At 71.7% G+C, this 18,519-nt stretch carries 15 protein-coding genes; 6 read left to right on the plus strand and 9 right to left on the minus strand.

The genetic code is table 11. The features are described 5' to 3' along the window. Positions 1-322: 322 nt before the first annotated feature. The 4 genes from ACFSZT_RS11385 to ald form a co-directional block, all read right to left on the minus strand. Positions 323-4,024: an ABC transporter ATP-binding protein gene (locus ACFSZT_RS11385; protein WP_377384571.1), complete on the minus strand. Its 3,702-nt coding sequence runs from the start codon at positions 4,022-4,024 to the stop codon at positions 323-325. 105 nt (positions 4,025-4,129) lie between these two features. Next, a complete protein-coding gene (locus ACFSZT_RS11390) occupies positions 4,130-5,017 on the minus strand; it encodes an ABC transporter permease subunit (protein WP_377384535.1) in 888 nt (295 codons plus the stop codon). After that, a complete protein-coding gene (locus ACFSZT_RS11395) occupies positions 5,017-6,033 on the minus strand; it encodes an ABC transporter ATP-binding protein (protein WP_377384537.1) in 1,017 nt (338 codons plus the stop codon). The genes ACFSZT_RS11390 and ACFSZT_RS11395 overlap by 1 nt, the downstream gene beginning before the upstream one ends. Positions 6,034-6,393: 360 nt before the next feature. Next, positions 6,394-7,500: an alanine dehydrogenase gene (gene ald / locus ACFSZT_RS11400; RefSeq protein WP_377384539.1), complete on the minus strand. Its 1,107-nt coding sequence runs from the start codon at positions 7,498-7,500 to the stop codon at positions 6,394-6,396. A 168-nt stretch (positions 7,501-7,668) separates the two neighbouring features. On the opposite strand from ald, the gene ACFSZT_RS11405 reads away from it, so the two are divergent. After that, positions 7,669-8,628: a zinc-binding dehydrogenase gene (locus tag ACFSZT_RS11405; RefSeq protein WP_377384541.1), complete on the plus strand. Its 960-nt coding sequence runs from the start codon at positions 7,669-7,671 to the stop codon at positions 8,626-8,628. 6 nt (positions 8,629-8,634) lie between these two features. Here the strand turns inward: ACFSZT_RS11405 and ACFSZT_RS11410 are convergent, their stop codons facing one another. Genes ACFSZT_RS11410 through ACFSZT_RS11420 form a run of 3 tightly spaced genes read right to left on the minus strand, consistent with a single transcriptional unit; the run spans position 8,635 to position 10,681 of the window. Further along, positions 8,635-10,203: a PucR family transcriptional regulator gene (locus ACFSZT_RS11410; RefSeq protein ID WP_377384542.1), complete on the minus strand. Its 1,569-nt coding sequence runs from the start codon at positions 10,201-10,203 to the stop codon at positions 8,635-8,637. Continuing rightward, positions 10,203-10,328, minus strand: a complete 126-nt coding sequence (locus ACFSZT_RS11415) for a hypothetical protein (protein ID WP_377384544.1) — start codon at positions 10,326-10,328, stop codon at positions 10,203-10,205. The genes ACFSZT_RS11410 and ACFSZT_RS11415 overlap by 1 nt, the downstream gene beginning before the upstream one ends. Further along, on the minus strand, positions 10,325-10,681 hold the full coding sequence (locus ACFSZT_RS11420; protein WP_377384546.1) for a PadR family transcriptional regulator: 357 nt from the start codon (positions 10,679-10,681) through the stop codon (positions 10,325-10,327). Before ACFSZT_RS11420 ends, ACFSZT_RS11415 begins: the two co-directional genes overlap by 4 nt. Positions 10,682-10,779: 98 nt before the next feature. Between ACFSZT_RS11420 and ACFSZT_RS11425 the strand changes: the two genes are divergently transcribed. Further along, on the plus strand, positions 10,780-11,166 hold the full coding sequence (locus ACFSZT_RS11425; protein ID WP_377384547.1) for a VOC family protein: 387 nt from the start codon (positions 10,780-10,782) through the stop codon (positions 11,164-11,166). A 21-nt stretch (positions 11,167-11,187) separates the two neighbouring features. Here the strand turns inward: ACFSZT_RS11425 and ACFSZT_RS11430 are convergent, their stop codons facing one another. Together ACFSZT_RS11430 and ACFSZT_RS11435 are read right to left on the minus strand one after the other, a co-directional pair. Next, positions 11,188-11,688 carry a hypothetical protein gene (locus ACFSZT_RS11430; RefSeq protein ID WP_377384549.1) on the minus strand — a complete coding sequence of 167 codons (501 nt, stop codon included), beginning with the start codon at positions 11,686-11,688 and terminating at the stop codon, positions 11,188-11,190. Between the two features lie 46 nt (positions 11,689-11,734). Continuing rightward, on the minus strand, positions 11,735-12,325 hold the full coding sequence (locus ACFSZT_RS11435; RefSeq protein ID WP_377384551.1) for an SACE_7040 family transcriptional regulator: 591 nt from the start codon (positions 12,323-12,325) through the stop codon (positions 11,735-11,737). A 153-nt stretch (positions 12,326-12,478) separates the two neighbouring features. Between ACFSZT_RS11435 and ACFSZT_RS11440 the strand changes: the two genes are divergently transcribed. From ACFSZT_RS11440 to ACFSZT_RS11455, 4 genes are all read left to right on the plus strand, one after another. Continuing rightward, a complete protein-coding gene (locus ACFSZT_RS11440; protein WP_377384553.1) occupies positions 12,479-13,276 on the plus strand; it encodes an SGNH/GDSL hydrolase family protein in 798 nt (265 codons plus the stop codon). Positions 13,277-13,355: 79 nt separating this feature from the next. After that, a complete protein-coding gene (locus tag ACFSZT_RS11445; RefSeq protein WP_377384555.1) occupies positions 13,356-14,969 on the plus strand; it encodes a carboxyl transferase domain-containing protein in 1,614 nt (537 codons plus the stop codon). A gap of 4 nt (positions 14,970-14,973) precedes the next feature. Beyond that, complete coding sequence (locus ACFSZT_RS11450) at positions 14,974-16,947, plus strand: acetyl/propionyl/methylcrotonyl-CoA carboxylase subunit alpha (protein ID WP_377384556.1); 1,974 nt, start codon at positions 14,974-14,976, stop codon at positions 16,945-16,947. Then, a complete protein-coding gene (locus tag ACFSZT_RS11455; RefSeq protein ID WP_377384558.1) occupies positions 16,944-18,098 on the plus strand; it encodes an acyl-CoA dehydrogenase family protein in 1,155 nt (384 codons plus the stop codon). The genes ACFSZT_RS11450 and ACFSZT_RS11455 overlap by 4 nt, the downstream gene beginning before the upstream one ends. Positions 18,099-18,519: the final 421 nt, after the last annotated feature.

An 18,519-nucleotide genomic window follows, 5' to 3' on the forward strand; every position in this document is an offset into this window, starting at 1 on the left:
ACCCCCCGGGTTCCCGCGCATTCATGGAACTAGGCGTTCCCGGCCAGGTGTCGCTTGGCATTTCTCACTTAATCGATCACGGAGCGCGACCGGGCGGCGGGAGCCGGCCGGTCGCACGCCTGCCGCCAGTGGCTGACCTGGGCTTTCACCGACCGTGTCCGCACTGCTGCCACCGGTGCGCAGCCGCGCCCGGCGGAGTTGTCACCGGGCCCGGGGTCACGCTGCGTGACCCGCTTCCGGTGTCGGCCGGCCCCGGTGTGAGCCACGAGTGGTCCACCCGCCACGACGAACGGTCCGCGGGGGCGGCGAGTGGCCGTCCGGGTCAGAGTTCGCCCACGCCGAGCCGCCACAGCCGAGCGTAGTGCCCGTCCGCGGCGAGTAGTTCCTCGTGCGTGCCCGACTCGACGACCCGGCCGTGATCGAGCACGACGATCCGGTCGGCCCGGGCCGCGGTGGCGAGCCGGTGCGCCACGACGAAGGTGGTGCGCTTCTTGGCGAGCTCGTCCGTCGCGCGCAGCACGGCCGCCTCGGTGGCCGGGTCGAGCGCGGCGGTGGCCTCGTCGAGCAGCAGCACGTCCGGGTCCACCAGCTCGGCCCTGGCCAGGGCCACCAGCTGCCGTTGCCCGGCCGAGAGGGCCCGTCCGCGCTCGCCCACCTGCTGGTGGAAGCCGCCCGGCAGTGCCGCCACGCCGTCGAGCGCACCGACCGCCCGGACGGCGGCCTCCACCTCGGCGTCGGTCGCACCGGGCCGGCCGTACCGGACGTTGTCGGCGACGGTACCCGAGAACAGATGCGCCTCCTGCGGCACGACGCCCAGCCTGCCCCGCAGCCCGGCGAGGTCGTAGTCGCGCACGTCCACACCGTCGATGCGCACCACGCCTGCGGTCGCGTCGTAGAACCGCGCGACCAGCTTGACCACCGTGGATTTGCCGGCGCCGGTCGCGCCGACCAGAGCCACCGTCGTGCCGGCGGGCACGTGCAGCGTGATGTCCCGCAGCGCCGGCGTCTCGGTGCCGGGGTAGGCGAACGAGACGCCCTCGAGGTCGACGTCGCCGCGCAGGCGCTCGGGCACGGGCACGGGACGCTCGGGCTGGGGCACCGACGTCGGCGTGCGCAGCAGGTCGCCGATCCGCCGCAGGCCGACCTTGGCCTGCTGGTAGCCGTCGAACACCGATGAGAGCTGCTGCACGGGCGCGAAGAACAGGCCCAGATAGAGCAGGAACGCCATCAGCACGCCGGGGGACAGGCTGCCGCCCGCGACCCGCGTCGCGCCCGCCGCCAGCACGACGACCTCGGCGACCCCGGACAGCAAGGTGACGAACGGGAAGTAGGTGGCGACGTAGCGCTGCGCGCGCAGGCGCGACCGGCGGTAGGCGTCGCTGCGGGAGGCGAAGTCCCGCGCCGAACGCTCCTCCCGCGTGTACGCCTGGGCCACCCGAAGCCCGCTGACGTTCTCCTGCATGTCCGCGTTGACGGCACTGACCCGTTCCCGGGCCTCCGTGTAGGCGGCCGAGGCGAGCCTGCGGAAGATCACGGTCGCCACCAGTAGCACCGGCAGGACGGCGAACACATACAGCGACAGGCTCGCGTCGGTGACCACCAGCGCCGCGCTGATGCCGACGAGGGTGAGCACGCTGACGACGGCGGTCGCCAGCCCCGTCTGCAGGAACGTCGAGAGCGCGTCGACATCGGTGGTCATCCGCGTCATGATCCGGCCCGCCAGCTCGCGCTCGTAGTAGTCCAGCCCGAGCCGTTGCAGGTGGGCGTAGCTGCGGACCCGCAGCAGGTACAGCACCGATTCACCGGTCCGGGCGGTGAGCCGGGTCTGCACGGCGACGACCACCCAGTCCAGCAGGATCACCGCCAGGCCCACCGCCGCCGCGATCAGCACGGCCGACTCGACCCCGGTCCGCACGCCGCCGTCGACGCCGCGCTGGTACAGCGCCGGCACCGCCAGTGTCGCCAGCGCGTCGAGTGCCACGAGCGTCACCACGGCGGCCAGGAGTGCTCGCACCGGACGCAGCAGGCCGGCGAGTCGGAAGCGCGGGTCCGGCGCGGTCGGGTCGGTCTCGCCGAGGCGTGGGGCACCGGTCGCGGGCGGCAGCTCGCGGACCCGGCGCAGCAGCTCCGGCGTGGGCGGCAGGTCCAGCGCCGCCCGGGCGCCCGGCCCGCCGCCACCCCCGGCGCTCGTCGCGCTGCGTGCCGAGGCGGTGCGGGCGAGGGCGTCGACGTCGTCCGGGTCGTGCTGCCGCGGCCACAGCTGGGGCGTGATGCCGGAGGCGTCCCGGGCGGGCACGTCGTCGCGGTGGCGTTGTTCGACGTCGTCGCCCGGGCCCGCCACGAGCTCGCGGAACAACGCGCACCGCTGCTCGAGCTCGCCGGCCGTGCCGACGTCGACGACCCGCCCGGCATCGAGCACGGCGATGCGGTCGGCCAGGGCCAGCGTCGAGCGCCGATGGGCGATCAGCACCGTCGTGCGCGAGCTGGTGACCGTCCGCAACGTCTCGTGAATGGCGGCCTCGGTCGCCGTGTCGACCGCCGAGGTCGCGTCGTCGAGGATCAGCACTCGCGGGTCGGTGAGCAGCGCCCGCGCGAGGCCGAGCCGCTGGCGCTGGCCGCCGGAGAGGGTCAGCCCGCGCTCGCCGACCTGCGTGTCGTAGCCCTCGGGCAGGGCGCTGATGAACTCGTGTGCCTCGGCGGCCTTCGCGGCGGCGATCACCTCCTCGTCGGAGGCATCGGGCCTGCCGTAGGCGATGTTGTCCCGCACCGACGTCGAGAAGAGGAACGCCTCCTCGAACACGACGCCGATCGTGCGCCGCAGGTCGGCCAGGGGCAGGTCCCGCACGTCGGTGCCGCCGATCCGGACCGCGCCGGAGTGCACGTCGTAGAACCGGGGCAGCAGCAGGGAGATCGTGGACTTGCCCGAGCCGGCCGTGCCCACCAGCGCCAGCGTCTCGCCCGGACGGGCGCGCAGGGAGAGCCCGTCGAGTACGGGCTCGCTCAGCGTGTAGCCGAACCGGACGTCGTCGAGTTCGAGGTCGAGCGGCCCGTCCGGGATCGGCGCCGGGTCCGGGCATTCGCGGACCTCGGGCTGGGCGTCGACGAGTTCGTGGACACGTTCGGCGCCCGCGCGCGTGAGCTGGGCCTGCACGACGAGGCTCGCGAGCATGCGCGCCGGGCTGATGAGCGCCGAGACGTAGGTGGCGAAGGCGAGGAACGTGCCGAGGCTGATCTGTCCGCGCAGCGCGAGAATGCCGCCGACCGCGAGCACCGCGATCTGGCCCGCCGCGGGCAACGCGGCCGTGGTGGCGGTGGGGATCGCGGACAGCTTCGCCGCGCGCAGCCGCTCGGCGTAGAGCTTGCGTGCCGACCGGGACAACCGCTCGGTCTCGCGGGACTCCTGCCCGAACCCCTTCACCACGCGCACGCCGGTGACGGTCTCCTCCACCTGCTGCGCGATCTCCGCGGCGCGCTGCTGCGCCGCCCACGTGGCGGGGAAGAGCTTGCGCCTGCTGACCGCCAGCACGATCGCCACGGCTGGTGCCACCACCAGGGCGATGAGGGTGAGCAGCGGCGACATCCACACCATCGCGCCGAGGGCCAGCACCGCGAACACCACCGAGCCCGCCGAGAGCGGGACCTGCATCAGGAACCCGGTGACGAGCTGCAGGTCGGTGATGGCGCGGGACACGATCTGGCCGGTACGCAGCGAGTCCTGCTTGCCTCCGTCCAGGCGTGACACCGACGCGAACACGGCTTGCCGCAGGTCGTGCTGAACGTCGAGGGCGAGCCGGCCGCCGACGTAGCGGCGGGCGAAGGCGCTGCCGAACGCCAGGAGATGCAGCCCCAGCAGCGCGGCGGCGAGCCAGCCGAGCCGGGAGGTGTGGCCGTCGACGGCGTCGTCCACGGCCGCGCGGACCAGCAGCGGGCTCGCGGCCTGGAGCCCGACACCGAGCATGGCGGCGCCGAGCGAGAGCACCACCAGCACCGGGTGCCGCCAGCAGGCGGCGGCGATGCGGCGGATCCAGCCGGTGGGGCGGTCGTGAGTGCCGGGCGGCGGCTCGGCCGGGGAGCGAGTGTCCCGCGCGGCGTTACCGACTTCGCTCGACACTCACGACCTCCCGACTCCTCAGGTGATGTCTCGGCGCTGGTTGGCCGCCCATCCGCCCACGAAGAACAGCATCGTCCACGCCAGGAAGATCAAGGCGGCCGCCCACCACGAGAACGCGCCGGGTGCACCGGCGGCGTACTGCAGCAGCCACTGCAGGTCGTCGTCGAGTGCCCCGGGCACGGACAGCCCGGCCGCGCCGAACGCCTCCGCACCGATGGCGCCGACCACACCGTTCAGCGTGCCGTTGGGCAGCACGCCGCCGAGCCACGTTACGCCCCACCAGCCGAAGGCGACGAACACGAGCACGTTCTCCACCACCAGCATCCAGATGGTGAGCGTGATCGTCGCGCCGACGACACTGTTCCACACGGCGCCGACGCCGATCCCGAACAGCGTCGCGAGGATGGTGGCCAGCACGCCCGCGCCGAGCACGCCGAGCCACTGACTCGCCGTGGGCAGGCCCCGGCTGTCGACGGTGAGCACGGTGCCGAGGCTCGACGCACCGACGATCACGAGGCCGTAGATGGCACCCCAGACCATGTAGGTGAGCATCTTCGCGGTCAGTGCCGATCCGCGGTTGGGCGCGGTGAGGAACGTCGTGGTGATCGTCTTCTTGCTGTACTCGCCCGCGAGGGCGAACACGCCGAAGATCACCGGGAACATCATGCCGATGTTGGCGCCGTGGGCCAGCGCCAGCAGCCCGACCGGCAGCTCGACCAGCTGCACGCCCGTGGCCGCCGCGAACTCCTCGGCCTCGGAGCTGCCGAAGAAGTCATTGACGTCGTTGGTGACCGCGCCCCAGCCGAGCGCGAACAGGAACGCGAACAGCACGGCCGGGATCATCAGGCCCCACCAGCTCTTGGTGGTGAGCGTCTTGCGGAACTCCGCCTTGACGAGGTTGCCCATCACTGGTGACCTCCCCAGCTCTGCTGGTAGCCCTGCGGCTGCTGGTGTCCGGGTGGCGGCGGGCCCCAGCCGCCGGGTGGTTGCTGCGGGGGAGGACCGTACTGGGCCGCCCCGTACTGCGGGTTGGTGAGCTGGAAGAACAGCTTCTCCAGGTCGGCCTTCTCCTCTTCCATGCCGTACACGGCGATGCCGGCCTTCGCGGCGAGGTCACCGATCTGCTGCACGCTCGCCCCGTACACGGCGACGCGGCCGTCCGGAGTCGGCTCGAGCTGGGTGAGCCCGCCCTCCCGTAGCGCCGCGACCAGACCGTTCGCGTCGGCAGGCTGCACGAGCACGCGCGACTGCTGGCCCGCGCGCAGCTGGTCGAGCGAACCGTAGTAGCGGGTGGTCCCGGCGCTGACGATCACGACCTGGTCGATGGTCTGCTCGAGCTCGGAGAGCAGGTGGCTGGACACCAGCACCGTGCGGCCCTGCTGCGCGAACGACCGCAGGAAGTTCCGCAGCCACGCGATGCCCTCGGGGTCGAGGCCGTTGGCCGGTTCGTCGAGCACCAGCACCTGGGGGTCGCCGAGCAGGGCCGTCGCGAGCGAGAGCCGCTGCCGCATGCCGAGCGAGAAGTCGCCCGCCTTGCGGTCGGCTGCCGGTGCCAGACCCACCAGCTGCAGGAGCTCGTCGGCGCGCTGGTCGGGCACACCGATCGCAGCCGCGTACACCCGCAGGTGGTTGCGCGCCGTGCGCTTGGGGTGGAAGCCCTCGTTCTCCAGCACCGCGCCGACGACGCGGGCCGGGTTGCCGAGCTGGTGGTACGGGCGGCCGTTGATGGTCGCGATGCCCATCGTCGGCGTGACCAGGCCGAGCAACATTCTGAGCGTGGTCGTCTTGCCGGCCCCGTTGGGTCCGATGAAGCCCGTGACCGAACCGGGCTCCACGGTGAAGCTGAGGTTCTGGACCGCGGTGACGGCCCCGAACTGTTTGGTGAGGTTCTGCACCGCGATGCGGCCGCTGCCGTCGTGCATGGTCCTCTCTGTCCCCTCGTGTCTGCGCTGTGGCGGTGGCCATCCTGCCGTACCGGCTGTTCGACCTCCGGCCGGGTGGTCCGGTTCCCCGGTGACCGGGGTGGCACGGCCGCACGCGGTGGGTGACGGGACGGGAACAGACCCGCTGACGTGGACATTCACCGGTGTCCACGGGCGGGTGAGAAGAAATAACACCGCGACATGACGCCCCCGGGGGAGCGAAGTCGCGCGGGACGACCTAAGCTTGTTGGTGGCGGCCCGCTCCCGGTGACCCCCAGGCTGGTTGAGCGGGCCGCCCCTTCTTGTCATCCCGGTTTCCCCGAGCCGCAACGCTTTGTGCGGCTCGCGGTGATCCGGCAACTACAGTCCCACGGGCTCGTGGCTCAGGCCGTGTGCCGTCGCGACGGCTTCGTTGGTGAGCGCCCCGGCGTGCGTGTTGAGTCCCTTGGCGAGACTCGCGTCCTCCCGCAGCGCCCGGCGCCAGCCGAGCTCCGCGAGCCGCAGCACGTACGGCAGCGTGACGTTGGTGAGGCCGTAGGTCGACGTCCTCGGCACCGCTCCTGGCATGTTGGCGACGCAGTAGAACACCGAGCCGTGCACGAGGTAGGTCGGGTCGTCGTGCGTGGTCGGCCGGGAATCGGCGAAACAGCCGCCCTGATCGATGGAGATGTCCACGAGCACGCTGCCCGGCCGCATCCGCGACACCAGTTCGTTGGACACGAGTTTCGGCGCCTTCGCGCCCGGTACGAGCACGGCCCCGATCACCAGGTCGGCCTCGACGACGGCGGCGTCGAGCGCCAGCGCGTTGGACGCGACCGTGCGGATGCGGGCACCGAAGTCGTGGTCGATCTGGCGAAGCCGGTCGACGTTGGTGTCGAGCACCTCGACATCGGCGCCCAGCCCGAGCGCCACGCGGGCCGCGTTCAGCCCGGCGACCCCGCCGCCGATCACGACGACGCGCGCCGGGTGCACACCGGGGATCCCGCCGATGAGCACGCCGCGCCCGCCGCCGGGCTTCATGAGCGAGTACGCCCCGACCTGCGGCGCCAGCCTGCCCGCGACCTCCGACATCGGCGCGAGCAGCGGCAGGCTGCCGTTGGGCAGTTGCACCGTCTCGTAGGCGATCGCCGTGGTGCCCGCGGCCAGGAGCGCGTCGGTGAGCGCGCGGTCGGCGGCCAGGTGCAGATAGGTGAACAGCACCTGGTCCGGGCGCAGCCGCCGGTACTCCTCGGCGACCGGCTCCTTGACCTTGAGCACGATCTCGCCCTCGGCCCAGGTTTCCTCCGCGGTGGGCAGGATCTTCGCGCCCGCGGAGAGGTACTCCTCGTCCCGGATGGCCGACCCGGCGCCGGCCTCGGTCTCGATGAACACCTCGTGCCCGCGCTGGACGAGCTCGTGGACGCCAGCCGGAGTCAGCGCGACGCGGTACTCGTGCTTCTTGATCTCTCGCGGGACGGCGATGCGCACGGCTTCCTCCTGATGTGTGCGGTGTCGCTGACCACGGTGGAGTACCCGGAACGCGGTGTCATCGTGGGCGCACGACAATCATGACCTGATTCGGTCGTCGTGGCAGAACAAGCCTTGACCTCCAGTTAGCTGGAGCCAGCAGGCTTCCTGTGTGAGGAAAGGGGAGCCATGAAAGCGGTGTGGTTGACGAGGTTCGGCGGGCCGGATGTGCTCGTGCCGGGCGAGGCTCCGGACCCGGAACCCGGGCCGGGCGAGGTGCTCGTCGACGTCGAGTACGCGGGCATCACGTTCGTCGAGACGCAGTTCCGGCGCAGCGGTTTCGGCCCGTTCCGCGCGGAGCCGCCGGTGATTCCGGGCAACGGCGTCGGTGGCGTGGTCGCCGCGGCCGGGGTGGGCGTCGATCCGGCGCTCGTGGGGACGCGGGTGGTCACCGGTCTCGGGGGATCGGGCGGATACGCCGAGCGCGCGGTCGCCGACGCGGCGGCTGTGCTGGCGGTTCCGGACGGGCTGGCGCTCGACGATGCGGTGGCCCTGCTGGCCGACGGGCGCACGGCGATGATGCTGCGGCAGGAGGCACGATTCCGGCCGGGCGAGCGGGTGCTGGTCGAGGCGGCTGCCGGTGGCGTGGGAAGTCTGCTGGTGCAGCTCGCCCGGCGCGCCGGTGCCGTCGTGGTCGCGGCGGCGGGCGGGGAGCGCAAGCTCGACCTCGCCGCGGACCTCGGCGCGCAGTACACAGTGGACTACCGCAAGCCGGAGTGGACGGACACGGTGCGCGAGGCCGTCGGCGGGGTCGATGTCGTGCTCGACGCGGTGGGCGGTGAACTCGGGCGCGCGGCGTTCGACCTGCTTGTGCCCGGCGGCCGGATGGTCGGTTACGGCCTCGCCAGCGGGACGGCGACCGAGATCCCGGACGGGCTCGCCGCCGAGCGTGGCGTCAGCGTGAGTTGGGGCATCCGGGCCACTCCGGAGCAGCTGCGGAACTACGCGCGGGACGCGCTGGCCGAGGCGGCGGCAGGCCGGCTGCGGCCGGTGATCGGCCAGCGGTTCCCGCTCGATCGGGCCGCGGACGCCCACGCCGCCATCGAGGCGCGCTCGACGCTCGGCAAGACGCTGCTCGAGGTCCGGTAACCCGGGTCACGACCAGCGCAGGGCGACGAGCTGGGTGAGGAGGGCGAGGCGCACGTCCGGGTCGTCGAGGTCCAGCGGCACCAGTTCGAGCAGCCTGCGCATGCGATACCGCAGGGTGTTGGGGTGGATGCTCAGCTCCTTCGCCGCGCTGCGCGGGTCGCCGGGATGGCGCAGCCACTGGTACAGCGTCGCCACGTAACCGGTGTCGTGGGCCTCGTCGTGTGCCAGGAGTGTCCCGAGTGGACCGAGCTCGGGCACCCCGGCGCCGCGGGCGGCCGTCGCCGCGCGGTGCAGGGCGAGCTGGGTCCACACCTCGTCGAACGTCGCCACCCGGCCGCGCAGCACGCCGGAGCGGAGCAGGCCGAGAGTCTCCTCGGCCTCGGTGCGGGAGCGCGTCAGCTCGGCGAGGCCGGCGGCGCTGCCCGCGGCGGCCCGCAGCTCGCCCGCCTCGCGTCCGCCGTGGACCGCGGCGAGCGCGTCGTGCAGCTCAGGCCACGACCCTGGTCCCGCGCCGTCCGGCACCACGGCGTAGAGCAGGCCGGCGTGCTCGGCGGCGACCGGCCTGCGACCGATGCCCTGCGAGAGGCGTTCCAACAGGGCAAGGCGAAGGCCCTCTCCGTCCAGCGTCTCGCCGCCGGGCGTCTCGACCACCACCACACGGTGCGGTTCGTCGGCGAGACCGAGCTCCGCGACGGCCTTGCGCGGCCCGACCTCGCCGTGCAGCAACGCGCGCACCAGCTCGGCCGACGCCCTCCGCCGGACGTCGGCGTGGGCCCGGCGGCGTAGCAGGTGCAGGGCCACGACGGGGGCCGTGTCGGCGAAGGCGGCGGCGCGTTCGTCGGGCACCGGCCCGCTCACCACGGCCCACATCGAGCCGAGCAACTCGCCGCCCATCCGGATGGGCACGATCAACCGGGGCAGGGTGCCGTCGCGCTGGCCCGGCACGAAGATGGTCTGCCTGCCTCGTGACAGTTCCCGGAACACGCCGCGTGAGCGGAACCGGGCGAGCACGTCGTCCGGGATACGCCTGCCCATGATGGTCGCGACGCGGGCGGGGTCGGTGATGTCCTGGCGCGCCGAGTAGGCGAGCACGCGCGAGTTGGTGTCCTCAATGGTCACCGGAGCGTCCACAACGGAGGCGACGGCATCGGCGAGGCGGAACAGGTCGCCCGCCGCGGGATCGTCGCCGCCCTCCAGCGTGTCGGCCTCGTCGGCGATGGCATCGAGCACCGTGCGCAGCAACCACACGAGCTGGGCCCACGACGTCGCGGCGTGCACCTCGATCAGCCCGATGGCCGACTTCCTCGCCGCCTGCCGCACGCGTGGGGTGCGGGCCAGCGGTGCCTTCATCAGGACGGCGGCCGCCCCGTGCTCGGCGCTCTCGCGGACGAGCGCCGTCGCCGCCGGGGCGTCGGGCACGGCGACGCCCAGCACGAGATCGCCCGCCCCGGGTCGCGGGGTCGCGCCGGGCTCGGCGATCACCACGTCGCCGACCGCGACCGTGTCCTCCGGCAGGTGGACGGCGTGCAGCAAGGTCGGTCCGACCCGGTCGACGACACTGCGCACGCTGACCATCAGCGTCCGGTGTGGGTCCGCGCGGCGATGCCGCCGACAACGCCGACGACGCCGACGACGCCGACGACGCTGACGACGCCGACGAGACCGACAACGCGGGCGACGTGCCGCACCCGGCTGGTCATGCGGACCTCGCCTGCCGGTCGAGCAGGCCGGCCTCGGCGGCGGCCGCGGTGAGGCGGTCGAGCAGCCGGGCCTCGCGGACGGCGACCGTCCGGCCGAGCTCGGTCAGCCGGTAGTAGCGGCGACGCGCGTCATGCGGTCCGTTCCCCGTCCGGCCGGTGACCTCCTCCACGAGTCCGTCGGCGGAGAGCCGGGACAGGGTTCGGTAGAGCGTCCCGGGACCGAGTTTCGCCGAGCCTGCCGTGAGCTCGTCGACGTAGCCCATGATGGCGTAGCCGTGCGACCGCCCGCGGGCCAGGGCGAGCAGCACCTGGAACGCGGCCGGCGTGATGGCCGGCAGGTTGCCGTTCGGCATGCGCGGAGCATACACTCCGATTTCGTTGTATCCGGAGTGGATATAGCGGAGGCGGGCTCCCGGTAGGCGGGTTTCCGCACACGACTCGGGAGTCGGCCATGGCCATCCGCGGCGTCAGCAAGGTCGTCATCGGCGTGCGCGACCAGGACCGCGCGAAACGCTTCTGGTCCGAGACGCTCGGCTTCGAAATCACCACCGATGTGCCCTACGACGACGCGGGCAACCACTGGGTGGAGGTCACCTCGCCGGACGGCGCGACGATCCTGATCCTCAGCCCGGACCCACAGGATCAGTACCGCCGGGAAACGAGCGGGGACCTCCCCACCACCAACGTCTTCTTCTACGCCGACGACATCGAGCGGACCTGTGAGGAACTGTCGGCGCGCGGGGTGGAGTTCCCGGCCGCGCCGGAGTGGCAGCCGTGGGGCTGGTGGGCCATGTTCGTCGACTCCGAGGGCAACCGTTTCGCCCTGCAGCAGCGCTGAGCGGCGCGAGGCCGATACGCGTCAGTCCGCCAGGGCCTCCGAGATCCAGGGCGCCACGGGCAGCTCCCGCTCCAGGCACTCCGCCGACAGCCGCACCGTCCAGCGCAACGCCTGCAGGATCAGGCTGTCCACCTCGTCGGGGGCGGCGTTCGTCAGCGCGATCTCGACCTGTTCCCTGGCGGCGTCGGTGTTGCCGTGCACCTCGGCCAGCAGCGTCCGCACGGCGGTGCGCACCGGCGGGTCCGCCTGGTCGATCGACACTTCCTCGCCCGCTTCGTCGAACACCTGGACCTTCACCGGGGCCGCACCGCCGTCACCGAGCGTGGCGACCATCGCGCTGCACGCGCCGAACAGCAGCAGCATCAGCTCGCGGGTGTCGGCCATGCGCGCCTCCGGAGTGGGTGCGAGCACCTCCAGCGCTTCGGTGTCGTCCCCGAAGCGCATGGCGATGAGCGCCCGCTGCGCCCTCTCGACGAGGTCGGCGGGCTCCTGCTCGCTTCCTTCCGCGTGCACGTGCCCCATCAAACACCAGCGTGCGCGGATTCGGTGCCGCCCGCTGGAGTGATCATCACTTCGCCGCGTACAGGGCCCCGAGCGCGAGCCGGGTGAGCAGCTCGGCGAGTTCGTCATCGGGCAGATGCCGGTTGTACGGCGTGGAATTGATGAGCCCGAACACCGCGTGCGCGGCCGACCGCGCATGCGGCTCGTCCAGCTGTGGCACCGCCGCCCGCAGCACCGACACCCACACCTCGACGTAGCGCCGCTGCAGGGCCCGCACCTGCCTGCGATCGGCATCGGTGAGGTTGGCGAGGTTGCGTTCCTGCACGGTGATCAGCGCCGGCTGCTGCAGCGCGAAGTCGACGTGGAACCGCACGAGCCCGGCGAGGATCTCGTCCGCGTCGCCCGCGCGCTCGATGCGTCGCCTGCCGCCCTCGAGCAGATACTCGCTGATCGACGTCAGCATCTCGCCGAGCATCGCGTCCTTGCTGCGGAAGTGGCGGTACAGCGCGGGACCGGAGATGCCGACCGCCGCGCCGATGTCGTCGATGCCGACCCCGTGGAAGCCGTGCTTGGCGAACAGCTCGGCCGCCGCCGCGAGGATCTGCTCGCGCCGGGTCGGGTTCTCATTGCCGGACAACGGGGCGGAGCCGTGGGACATCGCGTCATTCTAAACAGCGGGGTTAGCGAGCGCTAACCTGCCGTCCGACTTCCGGGGTGATCCATGCGGGTCAAGCCCGGTCTGAACCCTTTCCGCGGCCGTGAGCGACTGGTAATCCTTCTGACCGGCCAACGGTTGACGGAAAGGGTGGCCATGGCGGTTAGAACCTTTCGCTCCCTGTCCCTGCTTCTGGTCACCGCGCTGACGTTGGTCGGCGCAGCGGTGGCCGCTACGGCGGCCCCGGCTTCGGCTGGCGGCTACGTCGCGCTCGGCGACTCCTACTCCAGCGGCGTCGGTGCCGGCGACTACGGCGACTCGGGCGGCTGCAAGCGCAGCGCCAACGCCTATCCGCAGCTCTACGCCGACGCGAACGGCATCACCGACTTCCAGTTCGTGGCGTGTCTCGGCGCCCGCACCGACGACGTGCTCGCCCAGACCTCCGCGCTGAGTGCGAGCACCACACTCGTCACGGTGTCGGTGGGCGGCAACGACGCCGGATTCACCGACGTGATGATCGACTGCACCACGAGCGGTGACCAGGGCTGCGTCGACCGCGTGGAGGAGGCCAAGAGCTACGCCGAGACCACGTTGCCCGGCCTGCTCGACGAGGTGTACTCGACGATCCGCAGCAAGGCGCCCAACGCCGAGGTCGTCGTGCTCGGCTATCCGCGCTTCTACGAGATCGGCGGCTCGTGCAAGGCGGGCCTCTCCGACACCAAGCGCGCCGCCATCAATTCCGGAGCCGACACGCTCGCCGACGTCATCGGCAAGCAGGCGGCCGATGCCGGGTTCACCTTCGTCGACGTGCGTGACCGGTTCACCGGCCACGAGATCTGCTCGGCCGACTGGTGGCTGAAGAGTCTCAGCTGGCCGGTCGACGAGTCGTACCACCCGAACGTCAACGGCCAGCGGCTCGGCTACCTGCCCGCGCTGGAGGCCGCGGCAGGCTGACACACCGCGGCTGGACACCCAGGTTAGCGGCCACTAACATCCTCACCGGTGTTAACGGCTGCTAACCTTGAGGTGCGTGATGGACACTCCGGCGCTCACCAGCCACGCCGATCCGCGCAGTGAGGCGTTCGCCCGCAACGTCGGGGCCCACGCCGAGCTCGTGGAGGACCTCCGCAAGCGGCTCGCCGTCGCCCGGCTCGGCGGTCCGGAGAAGGCGCGCGCCCGCCATGTGGAACGTGGCAAGCTGTTGCCGCGGGACCGGGTGGACGCCTTGCTCGACCCCGGGTCGCCGTTCCTCGAGCTCTCGCCGCTGGCCGCGAACGGGCTCTACGACGACGAGGCGCCGTCCGCGGGGATCATCACCGGCATCGGCCGCGTGTCCGGCCGCGAGTGCGTGGTCGTCGCCAACGACGCGACGGTCAAAGGCGGCACGTACTACCCGATGACCGTCAAAAAGCACCTGCGCGCCCAGGAGGTCGCGCTGCACAACAACCTGCCGTGCGTCTACCTCGTCGACTCCGGCGGCGCGTTCCTGCCGCGGCAGGACGAGGTGTTCCCGGACCGCGAGCACTTCGGCCGGATCTTCTACAACCAGGCCACGATGTCCGCCCGCGGCATCCCGCAGATCGCCGCGGTGCTCGGCTCGTGCACGGCGGGCGGGGCCTACGTTCCCGCGATGAGCGACGAGGCCGTGATCGTGCGCAATCAGGGCACGATCTTCCTCGGCGGGCCGCCGCTGGTGAAGGCGGCCACCGGCGAGGTCGTCACGGCGGAGGAACTCGGCGGCGGCGACGTGCACGCACGTCAGTCCGGCGTCACCGACCACCTCGCCGCCGACGACGCCGACGCGCTGCGGATCGTGCGCTCGATCGTCTCGACCCTCGGCCCGCGGGCGCAGCGCCCCTGGGAGGTCGCGCCTGCCGAGGAGCCCGCGGTGGACCCGAGGGAGCTCTACGGCGTGGTTCCCGTCGACCCGCGGACGCCCTACGACGTGCGCGAGGTGATCGCCAGGATCGTCGACGGCAGCCGGTTCGCCGAGTTCAAGAAGGAGTACGGCGCCACGCTCGTCACCGGGTTCGCGCGGATCCACGGCCACCCGGTAGGCATCATCGCCAACAACGGCGTCCTGTTCTCCGAGTCGGCGATGAAGGGAGCCCACTTCATCGAGCTGTGCGACCGGCGCTCGATTCCGCTGGTGTTCCTGCAGAACATCACCGGCTTCATGGTCGGTCAGGCCTACGAGGCGGGCGGCATCGCCAAACACGGCGCGAAGATGGTGACGGCGGTCGCGTGCGCGCGGGTGCCGAAGTTCACCGTCATCATCGGCGGCTCGTTCGGCGCGGGCAACTACTCGATGTGCGGCCGGGCCTACTCGCCGCGGTTCTTGTGGATGTGGCCGAACGCGCGGATCTCCGTGATGGGCGGCGAGCAGGCGGCGTCGGTGCTGGCGACCGTGCGCCGGGACTCGATCGAGTCCAGGGGCGGGGAGTGGCCCGCCGAGGAGGAAGAGGCGTTCAAGGAGCCGATCCGCCGGCAGTACGAACACCAGGGCAGCCCGTACTACTCCACGGCGCGCCTGTGGGACGACGGCGTGATCGACCCCCTGGACACCCGCATGGTGCTCGGCCTGGCCCTGTCGGCGGCCGCGAACGCACCACTGGAACCCGTCGGCTACGGCGTCTTCAGGATGTGAGCACATGTTCGATGCAGTTCTCGTCGCCAACCGTGGAGAGATCGCCGTCCGCGTGATCCGGACGCTGCGGCGGCTGGGAATCCGGTCGGTCGCCGTCTACAGCGACGCCGACGCCGACGCCCGCCACGTCCGGGAGGCCGACACGGCCGTCCGGCTCGGGCCCGCCGAGGCCGCTCGGAGCTATCTGTCCATTCCGGACGTCGTGCGTGCCGCGGTCGAGTCGGGAGCGCAGGCTGTGCACCCCGGTTACGGATTCCTCGCCGAGAACGCGGCCTTCGCGCAGGCGTGCGCGGACGCCGGGCTCGTGTTCGTCGGGCCGCCCGCCTCCGCCATCGACGCGATGGGCGACAAGATCCGGGCGAAGGCGACCGTTTCGGCGGCCGGAGTTCCGGTCGTGCCCGGGAAGTCCGATGTGGACGACTTCGCCGCCGCGGCCGCCGAGGTGGGCTATCCGGTGTTGCTCAAGCCGTCCGCCGGCGGTGGCGGCAAGGGCATGCGGCTGGTGACCGAACCGGCCCAGCTGGCCGCGGCCGTCGAGTCGGCGCAGCGGGAGGCCAGGGGTGCGTTCGGTGACGACCGGCTGCTGCTGGAACGGTTCGTCGAATCGCCGCGGCACATCGAGATCCAGGTGCTGGCGGACGCCCACGGCAACGTCGTCCACCTCGCCGAGCGCGAGTGCAGCTTGCAGCGGCGGCACCAGAAGATCGTGGAGGAGGCGCCGTCGGTGCTGCTCGACGGCGACACGCGTGCCCGCATGGGCGCGGCGGCGGTCGAGGCGGCGCGCTCGGTGGGCTACGTCGGGGCCGGCACGGTGGAGTTCATCGTCTCCTCGGCCGACCCGGGCGAGTTCTTCTTCATGGAGATGAACACGCGGCTGCAGGTGGAGCACCCCGTCACCGAACTCGTCACGGGCATCGACCTCGTCGAGTGGCAGTTGCGCGTCGCGGCGGGTGAGCCGCTGACCCTGCGGCAGGAGGACGTCCGGCTGGACGGGCACGCCGTGGAGGCGCGCGTCTACGCCGAGGACCCGGCGCGAGGCTTCGTGCCCACCGGCGGAACCGTGCTGCGGCTGGCCGAACCGTGCGGTGACCACGTGCGCGTCGACTCCGGTCTGCGTGAGGGCACCCAGGTCGGCTCGAACTACGACCCCATGCTCGCCAAGGTGGTGGCCTGGGGCCCTGATCGGGCGTCGGCGCTGCACCGGCTCGACCGGGCGCTGGCCGAGACCGCCGTGCTCGGCGTGCACACCAACGTCGCCTTCCTGCGCGCGCTCGTGACCGACGACGACGTCCGGGTGGGCAGGCTGGACACGGGACTCGTCGAGCGGAAGCTGGAGAGCCTCACCTCCTCCGGCGTTCCCGACGACGTCTTCGTCGCCGCCGCGCTCGACCGGCTCATCGGGCTGTATCCGCAGTCGCCCGGGGCCGGTCCGTGGGACGTGCCGAGCGGCTGGCGACTGGGTACGTCCGCGAGCGTGACGTTCCGGCTGCGGGCCGAGCAGGACGAGACCCTCGTGCGCGTGGAGGGCTCACCCGGCCGCGCGCTGGTCACCATCGGCGACGGCGAACCGGTCGAGGCCGCCGCCGAGCGCGTCGACCACGGGCTCGCCGTCCACTGTGGCGGCCGGTACCGGCGATACCTGCGCGCGGAGGCGCCGGACGGCACCCTGTGGCTGGCCCGCGACGGCCTCGGCGTCGCGATCGGGGAGCGGCCGAACCTCCTCGCCAGCCACGCCGAGAACGTCGACGCGGGCCCGGTCACCAGCCCGATGCCCGGCACGGTGCTGGTGGTCAAGGCCGCGCCCGGTGACGTGGTGTCCGCCGGGACGCCGTTGCTCGTCGTGGAGGCGATGAAGATGGAGCACACCATCACCGCGCCCGTCGACGGCGTCGTCACCGAACTGCACGTCCAGGCGGGCCAACAGGTCGCGCTGGACGAACCCCTCGCACTGGTCACCCCTGAGGAGCAGCGACCATGATCGACTTCCGGCTCGACGACGAGTACGAAGCTCTGCGCAAGACCGTTCACGACTTCGCCCAGTCCGAGGTCAAGCCGGTGATCGGCGGATACTACGAGCGGGAGGAGTTCCCGTACGACCTCGTGGCCCGCATGGGCGGTATGGGGTTGTTCGGGCTGCCCTTCCCGGAGGAGTACGGGGGCATGGGCGGCGACTACTTCGCGCTGTGCCTGGCCTTGGAGGAGCTGGCGCGCGTCGATTCGTCGGTCGCCATCACGCTCGAGGCCGGTGTGTCGCTCGGCGCGATGCCGATCTACCGCTTTGGTTCCGACGAGCAGAAACGGCAGTGGCTGCCCGCGTTGTGTGCCGGTGAGGCGCTGGGCGCGTTCGGGCTGACCGAGCCCGGCGGCGGTTCCGACGCCGGCGCCACCCGCACCACGGCCCGGCTCGACGGTGACGAGTGGGTCATCAACGGCAGCAAGGCGTTCATCACCAACTCCGGCACCGACATCACGCGGCTGGTGATCGTCACGGCCGTCACGGGCCGCGAGGGCGACGGGAGCAAGGAGATCTCGGCGATCCTCGTGCCGTCGGGAACACCGGGATTCACGGTGGCGCCGAAGTACTCGAAGGTGGGTTGGAACGCCTCCGACACCCACGAGTTGTCGTTCTCCGACTGCCGGGTGCCCGCCGACAACCTCGTGGGCGAGCGCGGCCGCGGCTACGCGCAGTTCCTGCGGATCCTCGACGAGGGCCGCATCGCCATCGCGGCGGTGAGCGTCGGCCTCGCGCAGGGGTGCGTCGACGAATGCCTGCGCTACGCCGGCGAACGCGAGGCGTTCGGCAACAAGATCGGCGCGTACCAGGCCATCCAGTTCAAGATCGCCGACATGGAGGCGCGCGTGCACACCGCCCGGCTGGCCTACTACCAGGCGGCGGCGAAGATGCTGCGCGGCGAGCCCTTCAAGAAGGAGGCGGCGATCGCGAAGCTCGTCTCGTCCAATGCCGCCATGGACAACGCCCGCGACGCCACGCAGATCTTCGGCGGGTACGGGTTCATGAACGAGTTTCCGGTCGGCCGGTTCTACCGCGACGCCAAGATCCTCGAGATCGGCGAGGGGACGAGCGAGGTGCAGCGGATGCTCATTGCCCGGGAGCTGGGGCTGCGGTAAGTGGCTCGTTGGCGCCTGCCGGTGTGGTGGGCCGGGTCGGCTGTGGCGGTGTGCGCGGTTCGCGTTGGCGTGTTTGCCGTTCCGGTAGGCGTGTCTGCCGTTCGCGTCGCCGTGTCTGCCGTTCGCGTCGTCGTGTCTGTCGTTCCCGTCGTCGTGTCTGTCGTTCGCGTCGTCGTGTCTGTCGTTCCCGTCACCGTGTCTGCCGTTCCCGTCGTCGTGTGCGCCGTTTGCGTTGGCGGGTTGGCCGTTTGCGTCGGGCGGGGTGCCGTTGTGGTGGTTGCCGGAGTCGCGTTGGTGGGTGGGTTTCAGGCACGCCTTCGGCGCGCCGTGGGAAACTGCCGCTCCACGCATCACCTCTCATTGTCTGATTGCTAGCGGCAGTTCCCCACGGAACGGGTTTCGTGGTCACGTTCCGTTGTTT

Origin of the sequence: Prauserella oleivorans, from assembly GCF_042685745.1 — a bacterium.
Classification (GTDB): Bacteria; Actinomycetota; Actinomycetes; order Mycobacteriales; family Pseudonocardiaceae; genus Prauserella_A; species Prauserella_A oleivorans.

Coding starts and splice junctions, on each gene's coding strand:
- ACFSZT_RS11390 (WP_377384535.1), bottom strand. CDS start 5,017: ATGGGCAACCTCGTCAAGGCGGAGTTCCGCAAGACGCTCACCACCAAG.
- ACFSZT_RS11395 (WP_377384537.1), bottom strand. CDS start 6,033: ATGCACGACGGCAGCGGCCGCATCGCGGTGCAGAACCTCACCAAACAG.
- ACFSZT_RS11405 (WP_377384541.1), top strand. CDS start 7,669: ATGAAAGCGGTGTGGTTGACGAGGTTCGGCGGGCCGGATGTGCTCGTG.
- ACFSZT_RS11410 (WP_377384542.1), bottom strand. CDS start 10,203: ATGGTCAGCGTGCGCAGTGTCGTCGACCGGGTCGGACCGACCTTGCTG.
- ACFSZT_RS11415 (WP_377384544.1), bottom strand. CDS start 10,328: ATGACCAGCCGGGTGCGGCACGTCGCCCGCGTTGTCGGTCTCGTCGGC.
- ACFSZT_RS11420 (WP_377384546.1), bottom strand. CDS start 10,681: ATGCCGAACGGCAACCTGCCGGCCATCACGCCGGCCGCGTTCCAGGTG.
- ACFSZT_RS11425 (WP_377384547.1), top strand. CDS start 10,780: ATGGCCATCCGCGGCGTCAGCAAGGTCGTCATCGGCGTGCGCGACCAG.
- ACFSZT_RS11430 (WP_377384549.1), bottom strand. CDS start 11,688: ATGGGGCACGTGCACGCGGAAGGAAGCGAGCAGGAGCCCGCCGACCTC.
- ACFSZT_RS11435 (WP_377384551.1), bottom strand. CDS start 12,325: ATGTCCCACGGCTCCGCCCCGTTGTCCGGCAATGAGAACCCGACCCGG.
- ACFSZT_RS11440 (WP_377384553.1), top strand. CDS start 12,479: ATGGCGGTTAGAACCTTTCGCTCCCTGTCCCTGCTTCTGGTCACCGCG.
- ACFSZT_RS11445 (WP_377384555.1), top strand. CDS start 13,356: ATGGACACTCCGGCGCTCACCAGCCACGCCGATCCGCGCAGTGAGGCG.
- ACFSZT_RS11450 (WP_377384556.1), top strand. CDS start 14,974: ATGTTCGATGCAGTTCTCGTCGCCAACCGTGGAGAGATCGCCGTCCGC.
- ACFSZT_RS11455 (WP_377384558.1), top strand. CDS start 16,944: ATGATCGACTTCCGGCTCGACGACGAGTACGAAGCTCTGCGCAAGACC.